Source organism: Agathobaculum butyriciproducens (assembly GCA_003096535.1).
In the GTDB taxonomy this organism is placed as follows: Bacteria; Bacillota; Clostridia; order Oscillospirales; family Butyricicoccaceae; genus Agathobaculum; species Agathobaculum butyriciproducens.
Genome location: QEKJ01000009.1, coordinates 33,634 through 51,788, shown reverse-complemented (window position 1 = coordinate 51,788; position 18,155 = coordinate 33,634). Strand labels below are relative to the sequence as shown.

Sequence of the window (18,155 nt, the reverse complement as noted above, 5' to 3'; positions counted from 1 at the left end):
AACAGAAAAACAGGCACAGCCGCAGCCATGCCTGTTTTGCTCATGTTACTCAGCGTCTGCCGTCTCCGCCGGAGTTTCGGTCTCGGACGGTGCCGGCTCGGCCTTTTCCTCAGCCGAAGCGGACGGCTTGAAGGTCACGCCGCCGACATGCACGTTGATCTCGACAACGCGCAGACCGGTCATGGACTCGATCGAGGACTTGACGTTCTCCTGCACTTCCTTTGCCACATCACAAATGTTGTAGCCGAACAGTGCGAGGAAGCCGATCTCTACCTTAACGGTATCATCGTCGCCGAGTTCGATACGGACGCCCTTGGACAAATTCTTTTTACTGATAAAGCCGACAATGTCGCTCGTCAGGCTGGAATACAAACCGCTGACACCCTTGGTTTCCGAGGCCGACAGTGCTGCGATAGACGCAACAACGTCCTCAGAGATACGGATAGAGCCTTGATCGCTTTCGGTGGACCAGTACTCCTTGTGATCTGCCATAGTGCTCACTCTCCTTTTTTGAGACAATCCCATCATCCGGCATTGTCTAAGAGCATTATAGCACAGTTTGTGTAAAAAGCAAAGTAAAAATACACGCTGTCTATTAAGACGCTTCCACAATTTTGATCTGCCCTGCCGTCATGCCGGTCTCCGAGATAACGATATCGCGGATAACAGCTACGTCCTCGGCCTGCAGACCGCCGTCCGGCGGCGCTACTACGATATTCGCGCTGCTGTCACCGAGCATCACAACTGCGTCCTCATAGCCTTTGGCGCGAATCAGGCTCTCGATATTGGCTTCGGCCACCGTGTCGTCTGCCAGTGCGGAAATCTGTGCCGCCGCATCGTCTTTCGCACTCTGGTCTGCGGTGTCGCTCTCACTGAGCTCCTTGAGCGTGCTCACCGCTTCGTCTCTCGCCTGCGTGCGCGTCAGCCGTGAGGATGCAAAATAATCGCCCTCACCGGCGGTGCTGTCCGCCGAGGCATCGGTCTGCGTATCCGCCTGCGTGTCGGTCTGCTGCGCCGCAAGAAGGTCCTCCGGCGTGTCAACGTAGCTCCAGTTCAGATAAGCCGCTGCGCACAGCAGCAGCGCGATCACACCGTAGACCGCTCCGCGTTTTTTGATCTTCTTCATCTGCCTGCCCTCCTAACGAATTGCTATACCTTATGTATCGGATTGCATTTTCAGAACCGTAACTTTGTCTGCGCCGATGCCGCACACCGTGCTCACCGCCTGTGTGACGGACAGCCGAACGGATGCGTCATCCGCGCCATCGCACAGCACGACCGCACCGCGGAATACCGGCAGAACGCGCTTGACCGTCACGGGCGTTTCGCCGCAGCTGCCGTTCGAGACCACGCTCACATCGCTTTCCCGGCTGCGGCTGTCACTCCCGCTTGTCTGGCGGGTGTTGACCGCGTAGACCGATTCCTCGGTCTGGTCGAGCGACAGCATGAGCTCCACACGTCCGGCGCCGGAAATTGCGGCAAGCCGCGCCTGCAGTTCCTGTTGGAAGTCGTTCAGATCGAATGACTGTGAAACCGTTGTGTCCGCACTTGCGGTCTGCACCTGCTCCGTGTTTCCGCTGTGCCCCGAGCTGAGCAGCAGCACGCCCGCGAGCAATACCGCCAGCACGGCCCGGTATTTCTTCAAAACCGGCAGGATTTTCTCCCTGACGGCAGTTAAGTTTTCGTTATCCGGCAGTTTCATCTTGCGATCAGCTCCTGTCGTTCTGCGGGTACGCCGCATTCCTTGGTCAGCAGACTTTGCAGCTCGGACAGGCGATTCGCCGCTGTACTGTCGTAGTACACGGTCACTTTATCGACCTGCAGCAGTCCGTCCGCATCATTCGCCATCTCCACATTCACCGTGCACGGAATACCGGCTTCCTCCGCACGCTGCTGCACCGCCTTCGCAATGCTCGCCGCGACCGTGCTCATTGTGGTCTGCATGTTGCGCGCCTGCATTTCGTCTATGTCGCTCTGCGAGACGCTCCCCTGCCAGTTCCACGACAGCACATGCAGTCCGGCCAGCGGCTGCAGGAGCGCCAGCAGCATGAGCAGACCGGCGGCTGTCCGCACAACCTCTTTTAAGGCCCCGCCGCCCGCCAGTTTGAGCGCCATCGCGGACACGGCTCCCGCGATCGTCACGCGCAGTAATATCGTTTGCATTAATTCAGTCATATTGGTTTCACCATCGCCACCATATACACGAGTTCGAGGAATAAAATCATACAGCAGGTGCTCAGCATGCCGAGCAGCAGACCAAAGCCGGTGCCTACGTTTTCGAGGAACCGCTTCATGCCGTCCGAGCACAGCGGCGAGAGTACGGCAGCCCCCGCCTTGTAGCACAAATAGCTTGCTCCCGCTCGAACAAACGGCACAAAGCAGATAGCCGCTACACACAGCATCCCGAAAATGCCGATCGAGCCGCGCAGCAGAGCTGCACCGGACAGCATGGTTTCGGTCGCGTCCGAAATCACACCGCCGACCACCGGAACCGCACCGGACACGGCAAGTTTCGCAGTCTTTAGCGTCATGCGGTCCACGTTGCCGGAAACACCGCCCGCTATCGCAAGATATGCGGTGAACAGCGTTAAAATGAGTTTAAGTACACCCGAGGTCAGGGATTTTATGCCGTCTGCGATGCCGCGCAGCATGCCGTTGCCTGCCGCGGCATCCACCGCCGTGATGGCAAGATAGGCGCACGCCGCCGGAACAAGCAGGGCGTTCACCAGCCGTATCACCAGGTCGAACACTACCATGGTTGCCGCCTGCAGAACGGTTGCGGTCGCCGTGTTGCCGCCGGTCGCAAGTACGGTGGCGAGCACCGGCTGAAGTGTGCCCGAAAACACGCTGATCTGGTCGAGCGTGTCGCGGCAGAGCGACAGCACACCCGTGAAATCCCGCAGGAGCACTGCCGCACAGCCAAGTGCCGCCGCCATGTCGATCCAGTCGTTGGCCTCGCCGCCCGCCGCCGCAGAAAAGCCGCGCGCCGCCGAGGCCAGCAGCACAATCACGGCTACGCGCAATAGTCCGCCCAGTGCAGTCCGAATCGCACTTTGGCTGTCCGAGGTCATGTTTTCCAGCACGCGGGAGACCGAATCCGACAGCGTGTCCGCGTTTTCCGGCGATACACCGTCAAGGTATTGCCGCGCACTGTTCGGCATAGCGTCAGTCAGACTGCTGCCGCCGACTGACTGCACCTGTTCCTCACTCACAGCCGCATGCGCGAACGGCAGGAACAGCAGGAGCACGAGAATGGCATTCAGCGCCAGTTTGCATTTGCTCATACTGCCCACTCCGTAATAAGGTCGAGCACCTGCTCGAAAAGCGGTAGGCACACAGAAAGCGTCAGGACAGCGCCTGCAATCTCCACCTTGGCGGCAAGCGCGGACTGACCGGCATCCCGGCAAAGCGCAGCTGTAATCCGCACCACGACCGCCACACCGACTGCCTTGCACACCGGCAGATACAGCGCGGAATCCAAGCCGCACTGCGAGAGCAGACCAGAAAAACGCTGCGCCGCACTTCCGGCCGCGCTGAACACCCGCAAAAGTAAAATCACCCCTGCCGTCAGCACCAGCAGAAACGCGATAGCGGGCGCGTCCTTTTTCAGCACCAGCGACAGCGTGAGCGCCGCAAGGACAATGCCGCAAATCAAGCCTAATTCCATCGTCAAAACCCGAATACATTTTTCATCATGGTGAACAGGCGGTCGATTTCCTGAACAATCAGCATCAAAACGACAATTAAACCCGCGAGTGTCGTCATCAGCGCCTGCTCCTCCCTGCCCGAGCGGGAGAGCAGCTGTCCGAGCACCGCCACTAAAATTCCTACCGCCGCAATGCGGAAAATCAGATCAACATCCATCGTTTTCCTCCGCTTAGATCAGCACCAGAATCACCAGCAGACCGAGCGCGATGCCGCAGGTACGGTACAGATTTCCCCGATTTGCCAAATCCTCCTGCGCCGCCTCCCGCGAGGCCGCCAGCCGCCGCTCCACCTGCGACAGTCCGGTCAGCTGCTCGTCCGCGTCGTAGCGGCCTAAGTAGTTTGCGGCGTCGCACAGAATGTCGCATTCCTGCGTGCCCAGTCCGACCTGTGCACGGCAGTCCCGCAAGGTGCTGCGCCACAGGTAGCCGAGCGACAGACCGTTCTGCTCCCGCAGGCGGCGCTGCAGCGTGCGAAAGATTTTGCGGACGATCGGCTGCTCGTTTTCCGTCAGCAGGCCGACAATTTCCGGCATGGGTGTCCGTCTTCCGGAAATCTCGCTGCGGATAAGACCGAGCGCAAGCAGCATGGCGTCTGCCGCCGCCACTCTGCGCCGCAGATTTTGCCGCGCGGACAGTCCGAGCGCCGCACATGAGCCGAACACCATCACCGAACCGATCAGCTTTAACATTTCGTCTCCTCCCATCGTTCCATGCGGTAGACCCGCTGTCCGTCCTGTTTTTCGATAATAACCGCCTGATGAAATGCGCCGAGCGCGAGCAGCTCACGGTAGATCGGCCGCTGCCGCAGATCATCCAGTCCGGCCGCGTGTGCACACGCAATCACTGCCGTTCCGCAGTGCGTGCAGAGCGATACCGCCTTTGCGTCCTCAGGCGCAGTAATTTCATCAAGAGCGAGCAGGGCAGGCGACATGGTTTTGAGCAGCATGACCGCCGCCTGCCATTTTGAGCAGCCTTCCATCACATCCGTGCAGCGTCCAACTGCAAGCTGCGGTACGCCGTCCGCGAGAGCGGCAATCTCGCTGCGCTCGTCCGCAATCGCAGCAGTGAAACCGCGGTCGGAGAAGTAGCGCACCCACTCTCTCAGCAAAGTTGTCTTGCCATATCCCGGCGGTGACAGGAGCAAGGCAGACTGTGGCTCGTCCGTTCCTATCCAGCGGGCGATCTGCGCCTGTAAATCCTCAGCTTGATGTGCAATACGCAGGTTGATTGAACTCAGGCCGCGCACACCCAGAACGCGGCCGTCCTCTTCGGCGGCTGTGCCGCAGATGCCCAGTCGATGCCCGCCGGATAACGTCAGGAAGCCGTGCCGCAGACTGTCTGTATAACTATGCACGGAATACTGCGCGGCGCGGCTGAGCATCTCGCGCAGCTCCGCCGATGTGACCGCCTCAAGCGGGAGCGGCCGCTCTCCGACGGCGGTTCTCGCCGCAGGCGGCTGTCCCGCGCGAAAGCGTAATTCCTCGATGTCCTCCGGCCTGTCCAGCTGCTCCAGCTGTGCCCGCCGTATCGGCGGCAGGCACGAAATCGCCTGCCGGAAGGCCGCTTTTCGTTTGTCCATTTTCATCACCACTATAACCTATGCAGGAGCAGAACGGAGTAGAAGGAGTAATTGAAAATTGAGAATGGATGTTGTGATTGACCATTATTCTTCATTTCCAATCTATATTGCAGGGCGGGATGACCTCATCCCGCTGTTTCCCAAACAAACCACCGGATTATAGATAAAATTTACATGGTATCAAAAATTGCAATCACCGGCATATTGCATAACCGTAGGGGCGCACAGTGTGCGCCCAATACACATTAAACTTAGCGTTGTGCGGGAGCACACTGTGCTCCCCTACGAGATAAGATTACACATCCGCTTGACGTGCGGAAGGCCAGGGACTTGTCAGAATATATGAAAATTTATGCATTTTTCCATCGAACCATGTCAAATTAGTCATTGACAACTCGCCCGTCCAGCGATATAATAAACACAAATATTGCACAAAGCGATGACAGAGGAAAGTAATCGTTCCAAGTGCGGCTTTCAGGGAGTGTCCGGCATGACTGGAAACGGACGCAGACGCCGGTACGATGAAGTTCCCTCCTGAGCTGCGGCGCTGAACCCTATCGAATTAGGCGCTGACGGATTTCCTCCGTTACAGGGATAGGATATATTTGTATCCGAAAAAGTGCGGCATTATGATGCCGAATGTGGGTGGTACCGCGGAACCGTTTGTCTTTCGTCCCTCTTTGTGGATGAAGGGCTTTTTTTATACCCATTCCGCCGTGACAAACAGCAAATACCACCTATATAAAGGAGATACACAACATGATCATCATTATGAAGCAGGGCACGACCCATGAGCACGTTGAGGAGCTGTCCCAGCACATCGAGCGCTGGAACGTAAAGGCAAACCCGATCTACGGCGAGGACACCATCGTTATCGGTCTGGTCGGCGACACCGGCGCTGTTGACAAGGACGCACTCATGCTTGACCCGCAGGTCGAGAACATCATCAAGGTGCAGGAGCCGTTCAAGCTGGCAAACCGCAAGTTCCATCCGGACAACTCTGTCGTTGAGATTGCACCGGGCGTTGTTGTCGGCGGCAAGAAGCTGGTTGTAATGGCAGGTCCGTGCTCGGTCGAGAGCGAGGAGCAGATCATCGACGTTGCTAAGCACGTTCAGGCGGACGGCGCGACCGTTCTCCGCGGCGGCGCGTGGAAGCCGCGCTCTTCCCCGTACTCTTTCCAGGGCCTGAAGGCCGAGGGTCTGGAGCTGCTGCACAAGGCACACGAAGCAACCGCTCTGCCGGTCGTTACCGAGATCACCAATCCGGCGCATATCGACATCTTCATGGACAAGTGCGACTGCTTCCAGGTCGGCGCACGCAATATGCAGAACTTCGAGCTGCTGAAGGAGCTCGGCCAGACCCGCAAGCCCATCCTGCTCAAGCGCGGCTTCGCGAACACCATGGAGGAGTTTCTGATGAGCGCCGAGTATATCATGGCGGGCGGCAACGAGAACGTTATCCTCTGCGAGCGCGGCATCCGCACCTACGAGAAGTACACCCGCAACACACTCGATATTTCCGCTGTTCCGGTACTCAAGCGCATGAGCCATCTGCCGGTCGTCGTTGACCCGTCCCATGCAGGCGGCATTTACTGGATGGTCGAGCCGCTGGCAAAGGCTGCTGTTGCAGCCGGTGCGGACGGTCTGATGATCGAGGTTCACAACGATCCTGCACACGCTCTGTCTGACGGTGCACAGTCGCTGACCTACGATTCGTTCCACCACACCATGAACGCACTGCGCGCAGTTGCAGCGGCAGTTGACAGAGAAATCTGATACATATTATAATGTAACATAGCCGGAGGTCGGTGTTCCACCGACCTCTTTCGCAAATATACGGGAATCAGTAATCCGGTTTCGCACCGACTAATTACGAATTCCTCATTACTAATTCAACCAAAAGGGTGTTGTAAAAATGGCAGAAACGCTGAGTCTGACGGGCGCGAACGGCGTGTCCGAAATTCATATCGAAACCGGATTGCTGGACCGTGCAGGCGCGGTAATCCTCGAAACCTTTTCGCCTAGCCGCGTGCATATCGTATCGGATTCAACGGTAGCGCCGCTGTATCTCGAAAAGCTGGAAAAGCAGTTCTCCCTGCCGGTGACGCACACGGTCATTCCCGCCGGTGAGGAGCACAAGCAGCTTTCCACGGTCGAAGGTATTTACCATGATCTGCTGGCCGCCGGCATGACCCGCAAGGATTTGATCATCGCGCTCGGCGGCGGTGTTGTCGGCGACATCACCGGCTTTGCCGCGGCGACCTTCCTACGCGGCGTGTCGCTGTGTCAGATCCCGACCACGCTGCTCGCGCAAGTAGATTCCTCGGTTGGCGGCAAGACCGGCGTGGATCTGCCCGAGGGCAAAAACCTCGTTGGCGCGTTCTATCAGCCGCGGCTCGTGCTCATCGACCCGAATGTGCTCGCTTCCCTGCCGGACAGCACCTTTGCGGACGGCATGGCCGAGGTCGTTAAGTACGGCTACATTTCCAACCGGGAAATCCTGACGATGGTTTCTCAGCCGGACTACAAGTCCAACATTGAGAATATTATTTACGAGTGCGTTAAGATCAAACGCGATGTAGTTGCCATCGACGAGCACGACACCGGACTTCGCATGATCCTGAACTTCGGCCACACCATCGGCCATGCAGCAGAGAAGCTCGGAAACTACACCGACCTCACCCACGGTCAGGCCGTCGCCATCGGCATGGTGGCCGCGATGCGCCTCTCTGCCCTGCTGGGCAACGAGGATTTGACCGCGCCGCTCATCGACATTCTGAAGCACATCGGTCTGCCGACCGAGCTGAACTACGACCGCGAAGCCATCTTTAATGCTCTGCTGTCGGACAAAAAGAAATTCGGCGCAACGGTCAACTTTATTCTCGTGCGCGAAGCCGGTCGGGCAGAAATTACCCCGATTGATGCAGAAAAGCTGCACGAATACGTTCTGAAGCTGTAAGGAGGGAGAAGCATGGGTTCTACCTGGGGCAATACAATCAAAATTTCCATTTTCGGTGAATCGCACGGCACAGGCATCGGCGTTGTGATCGACGGATTCCCGTCCGGTGTTATGTATGACGAGGCGTTTGTCCTGCGCGAGATGGAGCGCCGTGCACCGGGCCGCAACAAGCAGTCCACCGCGCGCAAGGAGCCGGACAGGCCGGAAATTCAGTCCGGCATCTACAACGGCAAAACGACCGGCACGCCTATCTGTGCCGTCATCCGCAACACCAATCAGCGCTCGAACGACTACGCCGAGCTGGCGGCGCAGCCGCGTCCCGGCCACGCAGACTACACGGGTATGCTGCGCTACGATTCCTGCAACGACCCGCGCGGCGGCGGCCATTTCTCCGGCCGACTGACAGCTCCGCTGGTGTTTGCCGGTGCGCTGTGCAAGCTGTGGCTCAAGGAGCAGGGTGTGACGGTCGGTTCGCACATCCAGTCCATCGCCCAGATTCAGGATATGCCGTTTGATGATGTAGAAGTCACCGCCGAGCAGCTGGATGCGCTGCGGAACGCCGAATACCCGGTGAACAATCCGCGTGCGCTCGAGGCCATGCTGGCCGCTATCGAGGAAGCGCGTGAGGAGCAGGATTCGGTCGGCGGTGTCATCGAGTGCGCCGCTGTCGGCCTGCCGGCCGGTATCGGCAGCCCGATGCTCGACAGCGTGGAAAGCCGCCTGTCCTCCATCCTGTTCGGCGTGCCCGCTGTCAAGGGCGTGGAGTTCGGCGCAGGCTTTGCCTTCGCTGCTCTGCGCGGCTCGCACGCAAACGACCCGTTTTATGAGGAAAACGGGGTTATCAAGACCGAAACCAACAACAACGGCGGCATCCTCGGCGGCATCACGAGCGGTATGCCGCTCATCGTGCGCGCGTGTATCAAGCCCACGCCATCCATCGGCATGGTGCAGGATACGCTCAACATCCGCACCGGCAAGGTCGAGCCGCTGTCCATCCACGGCCGCCACGACCCGTGCATCGTCACCCGCGCCGCGCCGGTGGTCGAGGCCGCCTGTGCCGTTGCATTGGCAGATCTTCTGAGGGAGGCGAAGGGTTATCATGCGTGAACTTCCCGAAATCCGTCAGGATATCAACCGCGTTGACTCCGCTATCCGAGAGCTGTTCCTGCTGCGTATGTCGCTGGCGCTCGAGGTCGCAAAGACCAAGGCCCAGTCGGACGATAAAATCTACAAGCCGGACCGCGAAGCGGAAATCGTTGAGAAGCGCTCCGCCGGTATGGAGGAGGAGCTGCAGCTCAAGTACGTTTCCCTTCTGCAGAGCATGATCCGCGCGAGCCGCGAGTACCAGTACAGCGAAATCCTCCGTCAGACGCCGGAAAAGTTCCCGTTCTATCCCGCAGAAACGCTTGCAAAGCCGAAAACCGTGTTCTATCAGGGGGTCCCGGGTGCGTATCAGGAGCTGGCCGCGCGTGCGCTGTTCCCGAGCTGCGAACCGCAGAACGTACCCACCTGGGAGCAGGTTTTCCAGTCCGTCCGCGACGGCAAGGCCGATATCGGCGTTGTGCCGGTCGAGAACACAACCGCAGGCACGGTCAGCGAAGTCTATGACCTCCTGCTCGACTACGACCTGTACATCAACCGCTCGTACATCAAGAAAATCTCGCACTGTCTGGCGGCGGTGCCCGGCACAAAGCTCGAGGATGTCAAGCGCGTCTGCTCGCATCCGCATGCGCTGCCGCAGTGCCACAGCTTCATTTCCGCGCACGATCTGGAGGCCATCGAGGTGGCGAACACCGCCATCGCGGCCCAGAACGTGCAGAAAAAGGGCGACAAGAGCCTTGCTGCCATCTGCTCGCAGGAGGCGGCTGTGCGCTACGGTCTCGATATTCTCGCCGAGGGCATCAACGACATGCAGCACAACGAAACACGCTTTATCGCCGTCAGCAGAACGCTGACCTGCCAGCCCGAGGATAACCGCATCGAGATCGCATTCCACATCCCCAATGCGTCCGGTACGCTCATCACCGTGCTGGACACCATCGCGCACTACGGCATCGACATGACCGAAATCCACTCGCGTCCGCTTAAGGACAGCCCGTGGTGCTATGTGTTCTATGTGGATTTCACCGGCAATATGCGCGACCATGCGGTGCAGTCCCTGCTGTATCAGCTTCATGAGGAGCTTCCCTATATCAAAGTAATCGGCAGCTATTGCGTGCCTAACGAATAAAAGGAGTACAAACCCATGCAAATTCAACCCTGCGGCCCTTTGCGCGGTGAAATTACCGTGCCGGGCGACAAATCCATCTCGCACCGTGCCGTTATGCTCGGCGCACTTGCCAACGGCACCACCCATATCACCGGCTTTCTGATGGGCGAGGACTGCCTGTCCACCATTGACTGCTTCCGCAAGATGGGTGTCGAGATCAACATCACCGACGACGAGGTTATCGTGGAAGGCGTTGGTCTGCACGGTCTCGAAGCGCCGTCAGAAGCGCTGTACACCGGCAACTCCGGCACGACCACCCGCCTGCTGTGCGGCATTCTGGCCGGTCAGCCGTTCACCGTTACCATGAGCGGCGACCCGTCCATCCAGAAGCGCCCGATGGGCCGCGTGATGAAGCCGCTGCGTGAAATGGGCGCGTCCATTGAGGGCAAGAACGACAATTTCTGCCCGCTGACCCTGTTCCCGAGTGAGCTGCACGGTATTGAATACCGTCTGCCGGTAGCATCCGCTCAGCTGAAAAGCGCCATCCTGCTGGCAGGTCTGTACGCCGAGGGTCAGACAACCGTTATCGAGCCGGCTCCCTCCCGCGACCACACCGAGCGCATGTTCCGCGCACTCGGCGTTGAGATTGAGACCAACGGCAGCACCATTACGCTCGACCCGCCGGAGGATCTCCATGCGGTCGATATTGCGGTTCCGGGCGATATCTCGTCCGCGGCGTTCTTCCTCGTTGCGGGCGCTATCGTACCGGGCAGCGAGCTGACGATTAAAAACGTGGGCGTCAATCCGACCCGCACGGGCGTTCTGGACGTTCTGCGCGACATGGGTGTGGACATCACCGAGTCGAACTTCCGCGATGAGGCCGAGCCGATGTGCGACCTGACCGTCAAGTACAGCAAGCTGCACGGCGTGGAAATCGGCGGCGCTATCATCCCGCGCCTGATCGACGAGCTGCCGGTTATCGCGGTAGCCGCTGCATTCGCTGAGGGCGAAACCGTTATCCGCGACGCGCAGGAGCTCAAGGTCAAGGAGTCCAACCGCATTGCCGCTATGGTCGCAGAGCTGACCAAGGCCGGCGTAGATGTCGAGGAGACCGACGACGGCATGATCGTGCACGGCGGTGCAAAGCCGCACGGCGCATCGTTCGAGACCTATAAGGACCACCGCATTGCGATGAGCCTTGCCGTACTCGGTCTGGCAGCCGAGGGCGCAAGCCGCATTGACGAGCCGGAGGTCGTTGCCATCTCCTACCCCGATTTCTTCAACACCCTCGAACGTCTGGGGGACTGAGTTATGCTGCTTTCCATGGACGAATTTCGCGCTTTCGAGCCGAAAAAGACCACCTATGCCCTGTTTGGCTGGCCGCTCGGTCATACCATGAGCCCGGAGCTGCACGCGCAGCTGTTCGAGGCCTCCGGTCAGGATGCGGACTACATCGGCGTTGCCGTTCCGCCGGAGGATTTACCCGAAGCGTTCGAGCTGGCCAAGCGCAAGCTCGGCGGCATCAACTGCACGATTCCGCACAAAAAGGCTGTCATCCCCCTGCTCGATGAGATTGATACTGCTGCCCGCGATCTGCACTCGGTCAACACGGTCCGCTTTGCGGACGGCAAGGCGACCGGCTTCAACACGGACATCCTCGGCTTTGCGGAGTCGCTGAACCGTGACGGCGTATCGCTTCAGGGTAAAAAGGTGCTGCTACTCGGCTATGGCGGCGCGGCTTCCGTGATGGCATACCACTGCGTGACGCAGGGCGCGTACCTGACCATCACGGGACGCAATCTCGAGAAGGCGGAGGCACTGCAGAAGCAGCTGACCGATGCCGTTCCGGGCGCACGCATTTCCGTGTTCAGCCGCCGGCACATTCCGCGCGATATTCATATCGTGCTCAATTCCACGCCGGTGGGCATGTACCCGAAGGAAAACGCGGCTCCGCTGCATTATCTGCCGCACAAGACCGAGTATGTGTTCGATGCGATCTACAATCCGCCGGTGACCTCGACCATGAAGCTCGCCAATCCGCGCAAGACCAAAACACGCGACGGACTGTTCATGCTGGTCATGCAGGCGGCGCACGCGCAGACCATCTGGACCGGCGTGACCTTTGAGCCGCAAGCGTGCGAAACCATTCTGCGCCGCACCTACGGCAAAATGGCGGTCAAGCGTCTGCACGAGAAGCATGGCAAGAAAAATCTGGTGCTGTGCGGCTTTATGGGCAGCGGCAAGACCACCATCGGCCGTAAGCTGGCGCGTCTGACCGGACTGGAATTTATTGATGCGGACATCTACCTTGAGGCGAAAGAAGGCAAGAAAATCTCCGAGATTTTCGCTGAAAAGGGCGAAACCTACTTCCGTGACCGCGAGACCGCGTATATTAAAGAACTGGCGCAGAAAGACGGCATCGTGCTTGCGCTCGGCGGCGGTTCTGTCCTCCGTCCGGAGAATGTGGCGGCTGTCAAGGAGACCGGTCTGCTCATCTTGCTCGACACGCCGTTCTACCGCATTATGAAGAACCTTTCCTACTCCACGAATCGCCCGTTGCTCGATAAGCCGGACAAGCAGGCAGAAACACGCCGCCTGTACAATGCACGCAAGGTGCTCTACCATCGAGTGGCCGATATCGCGGTGCGCAGTCCCAGGCTGTCCGAGGTTCTGGAAAAAGTAGTAAAGAGCGTGTAAGGCACTGGACAAATCCACCAAATGCGTTTACAATTAGGGACATACTGAAAAGTATGTCCCTTAGCTTGTCGAAAAAGCAATATTTGATTTTTATGCTTCGTGCGGCAGCACGCATTCAATCGAATTTGCTTTGCAAATTCATAAATTCCGGGAGCATGGCCCAGGCCACCCTCTCTTGCCGCTATGCGGCAATTCACCTTGTGTATCTCGGAATTTATACAAGGGAAGAAAAAATGTGTCCGCAGGACGCGGTTTTTCTTCGAGATTCGCTCGAAAGCATGGTTTCGAGCGAGAGGCTGTTCGGAAAACGAAGTTTTTCGACAGCCTCAGGGACATACCGAAAAGTATGTCCCTTTTTCACACCCGCAATAAAAGGAGGAACTCAAAGGATTATGAGAACATCAGTCAAACGTCCCTGCCGCCTGATTGCAGCCGCGCTTGCCGCTCTGCAGCTATGTGCAGGTGCTGCCGGAGCCGTTTTCGATAACAGCTTCAGCTACACCTACTCTCTCGGCAGCGGCCTGCAATACAGCCGCACTGAGGGCAAAAACAGCGCCGGTCTACAGCGCGCGAACGTACTGACATACTCGCCGAACACCGGTGTAACGCCCATCATGGTCTACGCCGATGAGCAGCTGTACGGCAGCAAGGCCACTATCACAAACGCGGTGAAATATCTGCAGAATCAGGGTAAAACCGTGCTTGGCGGCACGAATGCAGACTTTTTCGTTATGTCCACCGGCATCCCGATCGGTCTGGTCATCGACAGCGGCGAGCTCATTTCGTCCGATGCCTGGCAGTATGCGGTCGGCTTCAAGAAGGACGGCACAGCTGTCCTCGGCCGCCCGACTATGGGCATCCGCGTGAGCGGCAAGAGCGGCACGGTCAACGTATCCTACTTCAACAAGACGCGTACGACGGCTGGCGCGTACCTGCTCGATCACAACTACGATGACTCGACGCACTTTGCAGCCAAGGGCACGAGCATTATTCTCGAGCGCGTGGATGATACACCGGTCAAGGTCAACGGCTCGGTCAAGCTCAAGGTCGTAAACAAGGGCACGGGCAGCAGTCCCATTACGATCACAAAAAACCAGATGGTGCTCACCAAGTCGGACGGCGCAAATGTGCCCTCGTGGGTGGATTTCGAGGTTGGCGAGGAAGTCACGCTGTCCATCGCATCGAATGACAGCAGCTGGAGCGACGTGCAGTACGCAGTCGGCGGCAAGCTGCTGATGGACAACAGTACGATCACGACCGACGGCATCGACGCAGGCTCGACCCGCAGAGCACGCAGCGCAGTCGGTGTGAAGGCGGACGGCACGGTTGTTCTGTATGAAATCGACGGCAATCAGTCCTCGTACAGCATCGGTCTGACGGCGGCAGAACTCGGTCAGGAGCTGAAGGATCTCGGCTGTGTCCGCGCCATCTGTCTGGATGGCGGCGGCTCCTCCGCGATGGCGGTCCGCAATCCCGGCGAGAGCACCGCAGCATTGATCTCCCAGCCGTCGGACGGCTCGCAGCGCGCGTGCGCCAACTACATTTTCTTTGTGAACAACATCGCGTCGGACGGCGTGACGGCTCATGCTGTGCTCACGCCCAGCCACCGCTATGTGCTCCCGGGCGGAAGTACCTGGTTCTCGGTCAAGGGTGCAGATGCGTCTTACGCCTCGGCGGACGCACCGACCGACCTCAGCTACACGGTGAATGATGAGCTGGGCACGGTCTCCGGCCAAACCTTCACCGCAGGCAGCAAGGCCGGTCGCGCGATCATTACCGGCTCAAACGGCGCGGTTTCCGGCTCGATGAACGTGTGCATCACCACCGGTGTGGACTCGATCGCACTGCAGAGCGGCGGCAAAGCGCTCAGCTCTATCTCGGTCAAACCGGGCCAGAGCATCAACGTAGATGCGCTCGCGTATCACCTCGGTCATACGATGGGCGCTGCGGATTCCTGCTTCAAGTGGAGCGTGTCCGGCGATGTCGGTGCGGTAAATGCGGACGGCGTGTTCACTGCGGGCAGCCGGATGGCCTCCGGCACGCTCACCTGCTCGTATGGCGGCGTAAGCAAGTCCATTTCGGTCAATGTCGGCATGGGCGACGCGCAGAGCGCTCATACCGTTGCGGATTTTGAAAGCGGTCTGAACAATCTGACCGCATCGGACGGCGTGACGCTCTCGCGGGTGACGGATTACACCTCGGTGGCACGCGGCACCGGTTCGCTCCAGGCGATGTGGAACGGCACCGGTACGGATGGCTTTACGATTTCCGTTCCGGCGGCCGATGCTTCGAGCATGAAGCACCTGACACTGTGGGCGCACAGCAGGAACACGGCAGGCACGCTCACAGTGGTGTTTGCCGACGCGGAAGGCAATGAGCTGACCGCTCCCCTGTCCGCTGCAACCGGCAACAGCTGGAAGCAGCTGACGGCAAGCGTACCGGACGGCGCACAGCAGTTCACCGGTCTGCGGTTTGACAAATCCGGCGCAGGCTCCGGCGGCTCGGCGCTGTACCTCGACCAGATCGTACTGAGCGCAGATCATGCGGTGACGAATACGGATGCGCCGTCGGTCAAGCTGAATACGACCTCGGCAACGGTCAGCATCGGCACAAATGCCGCGCTTTCCGGCACTGCCACCATGGAAAACGGCAAATATCCGGTCCGCGCAAGCAATATTGCGGTCAAGGTGGACGGCAAAGCCGTTCCCGGTGCAGCTGTGATGAGCGGCTCGACCATGACCATTACAACCGGCACGCTGTCTGCCGGTACGCATACCGTGACTGCCGACGTGTCCGATGATGCAGGCAACCGCACGCGCGTTTGTGCGACCGTAACCGCCGGTTCGGCATCCAACGTGTTCGCGGACACCGCGTCGCATTGGGCAAACGGCTATGCTTCCCTGCTGAGCACACGCGGCATCATGAAGGGCGAAACCGCAAACGGCAGCACCTATTTCCGCCCGAACCGCAACCTGACCCGTCAGGAGTTCGCGGTGACGATGGCGCGTCTGCTGAATCTGGATACCTCCAGCACCTCCGGCACGCTCGGCTTCGCCGATGAGGACAGTATTCCGAGCTGGGCGCGCGGCGCAGTTGCCGCAGTTTCGCGTGCGAACATTATGAACGGCTCGGGCAGCAACGGTAAGCTGTACTTCAACCCGCAGGCCACCATGACGCGTACTGAGGTTATGACGGTCATCGGCCGCTGCCTGCCGCGCGGCTATGCGGCGGTCAGCCTGAATTATACGGACGCGTCCGTGATTCCGTCGTGGGCGACCGAGCAAGTCAAGACCTGCGTTTCCGCCGGTGTCATCGGCGGTTACTCGGATGGTACCATCCGACCGAACGGCAATATCACCCGCAGTGAGATTGCGAAAATTCTGGCTCTGTTCTGATAGCTGTCGCGAAACCGCAGTTTTACAACAAAAACACCCGTCAAGAAAAATCTTGACGGGTGTTGAGACTGTCGAAAAACTTCGTTTTTCCGACAATCTGTGTTTTGACTTCGCAAAACACGGACGTCCGAAAGTTCCCGTGCGGAAACTTTCTCCCTCTTAAAGTATCAAAACCGAGGTACACGCCCCCGGTTTTGATATATTTGCTTCTCAAATATTATTTCATGCGCGCTGCCGCGCGGCAACGTCAACATCACGAAAACGAACTTTATTGACCGACTGAACACCCGTCAAGAAAATCTTGACGGGTGTTTTCTTATGCCTTTTCAGTTTTCTTCGGAAGCAGCAAGCCAATCAGCAGACCGACCGCAGCCGGCATCAGCCAGCCGAAGCCGAATGCGTTCAGCGGCAGTGCCCGCAGCAGCGGCGACAAGACCGGAATCGGGAATGCCGCGGCAATGCTCTGCACCGCAGTAAAGGCAATACAGAGGCGGTAAACCGCACCGTGTTTCTCCGGCTTCGGGAGAAACGACAGCACGATCAGCACGATAGCGACCGGATAAATCGCGTTCAGCACCGGCGTGGACAGACGAATAATACCCGCCAGACCGATATTCGAAATAATCATGCTGGCCGCAGCAAAAAACGCCGCAATGGCCGGATACGGAATACGCGGCAGCAGCTCATGGAAATACTGACCGACGCAGGCAATCAGGCCGACACAGGTATTGAAGCATGCAATGACGAAAATTGCGGCAAGCAGCACCTGCCCGACCGGGCCAAACAGACCTCTGGCAATATTGCTCAGCGTGTCCGCGCCAGTCGAGCCGCCCGGCCATGCCGCTCCGGACAGTGCGCCAACGTGCGTCAGCATCGCGTAAACCAGAAGCAGCATTGCGCCTGCAATCCAGCCTGCACGGATGGTGCTGCGGCGCACCTGCTGTTCGTCCTCGATACCGTAATCCCGAATATTCAGCGCGATAACCGCGCCAAAATTAAGTGCCGCCAGCGTATCCATTGTCTGGTAGCCATTCAGAATGCCCGTCAGGCCCGGCAGCGAAGCGTAGGCTGCGGTCGGCACGCCGTAATGCTCTGCCACCGGATGAAACAGGCAGCCGAAAAACAGCACGAAAATCAGTACGATCAGCGTCGGACACAGAATGCGTCCGAGCCAGCTTGTCAGCTTCTCCGGGTGCAGTGCAACGAAAAACGCTGCCGCAAAGAACACGATAGAGTAAATCAGCTGCCGCATTGCATCTCCGCCAATGAGCGGCGCGAGCATTTGGAACGATGTGCTCGCCGTGCGCGGGATGGCCAGACACGGACCGATCGACAGGTAGACCAGCAGCGCAAATATCTGCGCAAATCGCGGATGCACACGCCCGGCCAGCTCGGACAGCCCGCCTGCACGCGCGACAGCGATCACGCCAATAACCGGCAGACCGATCGCGCTGACCGCAAATCCGACAAAGGCCAGCCACGCGTCAGCGCCCGCCTGTGCGCCGAGATACGGCGGGAAAATCAGGTTTCCGGCGCCAAAAAACATGGAAAACAGCGTAAAGCCTACCAGAAGCAGGCTCCTTCGGTTTAACTTTTGCATAGCAGTTCT

General features: G+C 58.7%; 17 protein-coding genes and 1 other annotated feature. Of the genes, 7 read left to right on the top strand and 10 right to left on the bottom strand.

The window, feature by feature from the left end:
- Positions 1–45: 45 nt before the first annotated feature.
- From C7386_RS08230 to C7386_RS08190, 9 genes are all read right to left on the bottom strand, one after another.
- Positions 46–492 (bottom strand): Asp23/Gls24 family envelope stress response protein, encoded by a 447-nt coding sequence (locus C7386_RS08230; RefSeq protein ID WP_110436702.1) that lies wholly within the window; start codon positions 490–492, stop codon positions 46–48.
- Between the two features lie 103 nt (positions 493–595).
- Entirely contained in the window at positions 596–1,126 is a 531-nt protein-coding gene (locus C7386_RS08225; protein WP_116705263.1) for a SpoIIIAH-like family protein, read from the bottom strand.
- Positions 1,127–1,156: 30 nt separating this feature from the next.
- Positions 1,157–1,702 carry a SpoIIIAG-related protein gene (locus C7386_RS08220; protein ID WP_116705262.1) on the bottom strand — a complete coding sequence of 182 codons (546 nt, stop codon included), beginning with the start codon at positions 1,700–1,702 and terminating at the stop codon, positions 1,157–1,159.
- A complete protein-coding gene (locus tag C7386_RS08215; RefSeq protein ID WP_165815509.1) occupies positions 1,699–2,163 on the bottom strand; it encodes a ubiquitin family protein in 465 nt (154 codons plus the stop codon). The genes C7386_RS08220 and C7386_RS08215 overlap by 4 nt, the downstream gene beginning before the upstream one ends.
- An 8-nt stretch (positions 2,164–2,171) precedes the next feature.
- Positions 2,172–3,284 carry a stage III sporulation protein AE gene (locus C7386_RS08210; RefSeq protein WP_110436698.1) on the bottom strand — a complete coding sequence of 371 codons (1,113 nt, stop codon included), beginning with the start codon at positions 3,282–3,284 and terminating at the stop codon, positions 2,172–2,174.
- A complete protein-coding gene (locus C7386_RS08205; protein ID WP_116705260.1) occupies positions 3,281–3,667 on the bottom strand; it encodes a SpoIIIAC/SpoIIIAD family protein in 387 nt (128 codons plus the stop codon). The genes C7386_RS08210 and C7386_RS08205 overlap by 4 nt, the downstream gene beginning before the upstream one ends.
- 2 nt (positions 3,668–3,669) lie before the next feature.
- Positions 3,670–3,864 (bottom strand): stage III sporulation protein AC, encoded by a 195-nt coding sequence (spoIIIAC, locus tag C7386_RS08200; protein WP_110436696.1) that lies wholly within the window; start codon positions 3,862–3,864, stop codon positions 3,670–3,672.
- A gap of 13 nt (positions 3,865–3,877) precedes the next feature.
- Positions 3,878–4,396 carry a stage III sporulation protein AB gene (locus C7386_RS08195; protein WP_165815507.1) on the bottom strand — a complete coding sequence of 173 codons (519 nt, stop codon included), beginning with the start codon at positions 4,394–4,396 and terminating at the stop codon, positions 3,878–3,880.
- On the bottom strand, positions 4,390–5,286 hold the full coding sequence (locus tag C7386_RS08190; protein WP_116705258.1) for an AAA ATPase domain-containing protein: 897 nt from the start codon (positions 5,284–5,286) through the stop codon (positions 4,390–4,392). Before C7386_RS08190 ends, C7386_RS08195 begins: the two co-directional genes overlap by 7 nt.
- Before the next feature lie 430 nt (positions 5,287–5,716).
- Positions 5,717–5,967 (top strand) — a binding site (T-box leader).
- A gap of 78 nt (positions 5,968–6,045) precedes the next feature.
- Between C7386_RS08190 and aroF the strand changes: the two genes are divergently transcribed.
- The 7 genes from aroF to C7386_RS08155 all read left to right on the top strand — a co-directional run bounded on the left by aroF (position 6,046) and on the right by C7386_RS08155 (position 16,546).
- Positions 6,046–7,062 carry a 3-deoxy-7-phosphoheptulonate synthase gene (gene aroF / locus C7386_RS08185; RefSeq protein ID WP_110436693.1) on the top strand — a complete coding sequence of 339 codons (1,017 nt, stop codon included), beginning with the start codon at positions 6,046–6,048 and terminating at the stop codon, positions 7,060–7,062.
- 139 nt (positions 7,063–7,201) lie between these two features.
- Positions 7,202–8,245, top strand: coding sequence for a 3-dehydroquinate synthase (gene aroB, locus C7386_RS08180; RefSeq protein ID WP_110436692.1), 1,044 nt, complete (start codon positions 7,202–7,204; stop codon positions 8,243–8,245).
- A 12-nt stretch (positions 8,246–8,257) separates the two neighbouring features.
- On the top strand, positions 8,258–9,352 hold the full coding sequence (gene aroC / locus C7386_RS08175; RefSeq protein WP_110436691.1) for a chorismate synthase: 1,095 nt from the start codon (positions 8,258–8,260) through the stop codon (positions 9,350–9,352).
- On the top strand, positions 9,345–10,475 hold the full coding sequence (gene pheA / locus C7386_RS08170) for a prephenate dehydratase (protein ID WP_110436690.1): 1,131 nt from the start codon (positions 9,345–9,347) through the stop codon (positions 10,473–10,475). The genes aroC and pheA overlap by 8 nt, the downstream gene beginning before the upstream one ends.
- Positions 10,476–10,490: 15 nt before the next feature.
- Positions 10,491–11,762: a 3-phosphoshikimate 1-carboxyvinyltransferase gene (aroA, locus tag C7386_RS08165; RefSeq protein WP_110436689.1), complete on the top strand. Its 1,272-nt coding sequence runs from the start codon at positions 10,491–10,493 to the stop codon at positions 11,760–11,762.
- Positions 11,763–11,765: 3 nt separating this feature from the next.
- Positions 11,766–13,151, top strand: coding sequence for a shikimate kinase (locus tag C7386_RS08160; RefSeq protein ID WP_110436688.1), 1,386 nt, complete (start codon positions 11,766–11,768; stop codon positions 13,149–13,151).
- Positions 13,152–13,543: 392 nt separating this feature from the next.
- The gene (locus C7386_RS08155) at positions 13,544–16,546 is read left to right on the top strand and encodes a phosphodiester glycosidase family protein (protein WP_165815506.1); all 3,003 of its coding nucleotides are present in this window, start codon (positions 13,544–13,546) and stop codon (positions 16,544–16,546) included.
- Positions 16,547–16,862: 316 nt separating this feature from the next.
- On the opposite strand, the gene brnQ is transcribed toward C7386_RS08155, so the two are convergent.
- The gene (gene brnQ / locus C7386_RS08150) at positions 16,863–18,146 is read right to left on the bottom strand and encodes a branched-chain amino acid transport system II carrier protein (protein WP_116705257.1); all 1,284 of its coding nucleotides are present in this window, start codon (positions 18,144–18,146) and stop codon (positions 16,863–16,865) included.
- Positions 18,147–18,155 lie beyond the last annotated feature (9 nt).

Coding starts and splice junctions, on each gene's coding strand:
- C7386_RS08230 (WP_110436702.1), bottom strand. CDS start 492: ATGGCAGATCACAAGGAGTACTGGTCCACCGAAAGCGATCAAGGCTCT.
- C7386_RS08190 (WP_116705258.1), bottom strand. CDS start 5,286: ATGGACAAACGAAAAGCGGCCTTCCGGCAGGCGATTTCGTGCCTGCCG.
- C7386_RS08215 (WP_165815509.1), bottom strand. CDS start 2,163: ATGCAAACGATATTACTGCGCGTGACGATCGCGGGAGCCGTGTCCGCG.
- C7386_RS08205 (WP_116705260.1), bottom strand. CDS start 3,667: ATGGAATTAGGCTTGATTTGCGGCATTGTCCTTGCGGCGCTCACGCTG.
- aroF (WP_110436693.1), top strand. CDS start 6,046: ATGATCATCATTATGAAGCAGGGCACGACCCATGAGCACGTTGAGGAG.
- C7386_RS08160 (WP_110436688.1), top strand. CDS start 11,766: ATGCTGCTTTCCATGGACGAATTTCGCGCTTTCGAGCCGAAAAAGACC.
- spoIIIAC (WP_110436696.1), bottom strand. CDS start 3,864: ATGGATGTTGATCTGATTTTCCGCATTGCGGCGGTAGGAATTTTAGTG.
- C7386_RS08195 (WP_165815507.1), bottom strand. CDS start 4,396: ATGTTAAAGCTGATCGGTTCGGTGATGGTGTTCGGCTCATGTGCGGCG.
- aroC (WP_110436691.1), top strand. CDS start 8,258: ATGGGTTCTACCTGGGGCAATACAATCAAAATTTCCATTTTCGGTGAA.
- pheA (WP_110436690.1), top strand. CDS start 9,345: ATGCGTGAACTTCCCGAAATCCGTCAGGATATCAACCGCGTTGACTCC.
- C7386_RS08225 (WP_116705263.1), bottom strand. CDS start 1,126: ATGAAGAAGATCAAAAAACGCGGAGCGGTCTACGGTGTGATCGCGCTG.
- C7386_RS08155 (WP_165815506.1), top strand. CDS start 13,544: ATGAGAACATCAGTCAAACGTCCCTGCCGCCTGATTGCAGCCGCGCTT.
- C7386_RS08210 (WP_110436698.1), bottom strand. CDS start 3,284: ATGAGCAAATGCAAACTGGCGCTGAATGCCATTCTCGTGCTCCTGCTG.
- C7386_RS08220 (WP_116705262.1), bottom strand. CDS start 1,702: ATGAAACTGCCGGATAACGAAAACTTAACTGCCGTCAGGGAGAAAATC.
- aroA (WP_110436689.1), top strand. CDS start 10,491: ATGCAAATTCAACCCTGCGGCCCTTTGCGCGGTGAAATTACCGTGCCG.
- brnQ (WP_116705257.1), bottom strand. CDS start 18,146: ATGCAAAAGTTAAACCGAAGGAGCCTGCTTCTGGTAGGCTTTACGCTG.
- aroB (WP_110436692.1), top strand. CDS start 7,202: ATGGCAGAAACGCTGAGTCTGACGGGCGCGAACGGCGTGTCCGAAATT.